Source organism: Microcystis sp. M165S2 (assembly GCF_020245885.1).
Taxonomy (GTDB): domain Bacteria; phylum Cyanobacteriota; class Cyanobacteriia; order Cyanobacteriales; family Microcystaceae; genus Microcystis.
In genome coordinates this window covers 1-3,262 of the sequence record NZ_JADBTZ010000380.1, presented here as the reverse complement: position 1 = coordinate 3,262, position 3,262 = coordinate 1, and the positions used below count along the sequence as shown (strand labels likewise).

3 protein-coding genes are annotated in these 3,262 nt (G+C 39.5%); 1 reads left to right on the top strand and 2 read right to left on the bottom strand.

Going from position 1 to position 3,262, the window contains the following annotated elements:
• Positions 1-337: 337 nt before the first annotated feature.
• Positions 338-1,060: a hypothetical protein gene (locus IM479_RS18885; protein ID WP_287685913.1), complete on the top strand. Its 723-nt coding sequence runs from the start codon at positions 338-340 to the stop codon at positions 1,058-1,060.
• A 248-nt stretch (positions 1,061-1,308) separates the two neighbouring features.
• Here the strand turns inward: IM479_RS18885 and IM479_RS18880 are convergent, their stop codons facing one another.
• A complete protein-coding gene (locus tag IM479_RS18880; RefSeq protein ID WP_287685912.1) occupies positions 1,309-2,346 on the bottom strand; it encodes a PstS family phosphate ABC transporter substrate-binding protein in 1,038 nt (345 codons plus the stop codon).
• 307 nt (positions 2,347-2,653) lie between these two features.
• Positions 2,654-3,049 (bottom strand): preQ(1) synthase, encoded by a 396-nt coding sequence (queF, locus tag IM479_RS18875; RefSeq protein WP_002740916.1) that lies wholly within the window; start codon positions 3,047-3,049, stop codon positions 2,654-2,656.
• Positions 3,050-3,262 lie beyond the last annotated feature (213 nt).

Genomic DNA, 3,262 nt, shown 5'->3' with positions numbered 1-3,262 from the left:
CTTTATCTATCGCTATCTGATCGTGCTTTTAACTATTAGTCTCTCTCTGATGGGTTCTACTTATTTGATTGAGTTTTTAGTTAAATTAGAGATAAACAAGATATCCTGTAAATTAAAAAAAAATACCGAGAGTATAGTTAAAGGCTAGATATTCCCAACATCATCAATAATCTTTTCAGAATTGCCCCAAAAAACCTAGCAATGGGCGAAGTTATTGCTGTTGATACTGTAAAGACTTTATATATTTGTATGTACGTCTTTTACATCTACCACCTGTACAGACTTTACATATTAGAGCAATTGGTAAAATTTAGACAACGTTTTATATTTTATATCAATGTTTGAAGACCCTTTATCTCGTCTTAAAAAAGCTTCTTTGGGATTCGCATTTGGCAGTGCTTTAGGAGCCGTCATTGCTATGGGTACTACATCGGAAGACTGGAATCCCTATCAAAAATTGATCTATAGTAGTAGCATAGCTTCGATCGGCGGCATAGCAGGTTTAGCGGTTGATGGAGTAACCGGTTCTACAGAAAGGCTCAAAGCGTCGATTAAAAGAAATAAGCATGATATACTAGGTCAATCACTAATAAATCGTGATTTGACTCCGACAGCTTTTTTACAAGAATATATAAAGTTAGTTTATTCTGATCTATCCGCATCAAATTTAGAGTATCGAGATAAGCAATGGTTGATTGAAAAAGTGATTCCTCGAGTTTTGAGAGTTATTCCAGAATTCTATCGTTATTCACCCGAATACATGAAAACACTTTTAGAAGACTTGTATAGCTTTTTAAAAGAAGAAGCTTACCAGCCGATTAATGTGGGAGTAGGACAGCCAATATTATTAATCCAAAAATTATTTAATCCACAACTGGAGATAAGAATAGCAGCAGCTACATCGACAAGATGGTTCGAACAATATAATCTAGTTTTTCATAATCGAGAATCATATCCACAAAGACCAGCTTTAGAAAAAGCTACAAGTCCAACAGTGGAACCTCCCATTCCATTAGAAAGAACAGAAGAAGAAATTGCCTTGGAAGAAGAAGAGATTTAAGCCGGAATTATGTCTTTGTTTCGGTGATTATCCTAAAAGATAACTTGGTCTTTACAGGGTTTTTTATGGCAATAAAGTACGGAGCAAAAGCATCTTATAGCAGTTATCTCAATGGTGAGGTACAAAGTTTTCATTTTGGGGAGACAGGAGACGATGCCCTATCAGGTTATACTTCATCTTTATGAGAAACGTCGTCATAAAAATTACTCAAATTCACTTTAACATAGATTTGTAGAAGTTGGGTTAAATTATCTCAAGGGAACAAAACCAGCTTTTTCAATTAATTTCTGTCCTTGATCGGTTAATAATAAATCAGCGTAAGCTTCCCCCGCTTGTTCGTCTAATTGACCATTTTGTTTGATAATAACAAAAAGACGACGGGTGATCGGGTATTCTCCCTTTTGAAAAGCTAATTCATTCAGTTGATTACGCTTCTGGGGACATTGGGAAGACGGGATCGAAGGTTCTTGGTAGGGGGCAACTAATTTATTTTCACTTTTACCGAGGGGCAAAGTTTTAATTCTACACTGGGGAACTACTTCCGGTGCAGAAGCATAGTAAATTCCTCCCAAATTTTGGGAAACTTTTCTAAGAGCAGGAGTCGTGCTATAAACGTACTGAATATTATCCCCAAAATCGGCTTTTTCTAAAACCTGATCGATAAAAAATTCCACGGTTCCCCCATCTTCCTTGCGTCGGGAATAGGGAATAATGGCTAAATTAGGCCCGCCCACTTGCCGCCAATTGCTAATTTTTCCTGTATAAATATCTTTTAACTGGGTAATTGTTAGACCGGAAACCGGTAAATCGGGATGAACCGCGATCGCAATTCCATCGATAGCCACGGGAACCTCTTTTAAGGTCAATCCCCGTTGTTGAGCGCGTTGTATTTCCTCATCTTTGAGCGATCGAGATGCTTGGGAAAAAGCCAATTGATTCTCGATTAACATCCGAATGCCGCTGCCGGTGCCGGGGGTTCCCGTAGTGGGATCGGTATAGACGAGGCGAAATTTCGGCCAGACTTGCTGGATGATAAAGTCCACTTCCTTGCGAATCGGGGCCCAAGTGGTACTTCCCCCGTAGTTAAATAATCCTTCCGGGACATTTTTAACCGCAGCTAACGTTTCGGAAATTTGATTATTCGAGGAGGAGGAGGAAGAAAAATTAGATCGATCATTGAAATTGGGAAAGGTTTTGTTGAGCAACCACCAAGCAATTCCTCCTAAAAGTGCCGATGTCACCATAACCGTCAACAGCAGGGGAAGAATTTCATTTTTCTGGGACATAAAATCAGGATCAGGCTTCGGACTACTTTAATGATAATACCAGCTTTTTTTAATGACCCTAGCTTTTACAATTCTGTCGGGTTGTGCCAAGGGTTAAGGATAAACCATAGAGACACGAACAACAGAAAGGAGAGGACAGATTCGATGAGTAAAACCTATCAGATAAAGGACAAGATAGCGATATAACCTGCTTGAGCATCTTCTCCTGTTGACTGGCTACAGATATTCGAACAGCAAAAAACTTGAACAACAAAAACTAGAAAAGCAAGGGATGGAGGCAACCCCATCCCCAAACTAGACAATTAGGCTATTCTTTTTTATACATCACCTCCACCACGGTATGTACGTTACCTCTGGGATGAAAATCTCCCTTAACTTTCATCTGCAAGGGTTCGCAAGCGGCCACCAAATCATCTAAAATTTGGTTAATTGCTTCTTCGTGGGAAATATAACGATCGCGATAACTATTAATATAAAGTTTAATCGCCTTTAATTCCATCACCTTTTGATCGGGAACGTAGCTAAGATAAATAGTGGCAAAATCGGGATAACCGGAAAAGGGACACTTACAGGTATATTCCGGCAGAGTGATCTGAATATCGTAATTTCTGCCCGGGCGTGGATTGGGGAAAGTAATTAATGTTCCTTCGGCAATTTCTCTTTCCCCGTACTTAACTTCAATTTTTTCGGAAGACTGAACCATGTTTTTTCCTAACTAGACACTGTTTCCTATCATAGCTGGAATATTCAGTCGAGAGGCGTTACCGAATCAACAGTTGACATCCTCGCCGCCCTAAAAGTGCGGCGATTCCTAAACCTCACGATTTAAGTTTCTGCTTCAACCACCGTTGCATACCACGGTTAAAAAACCATGTACTGTCTTACACAAAGTCCACAGACTTTCGCGACCTTTCAG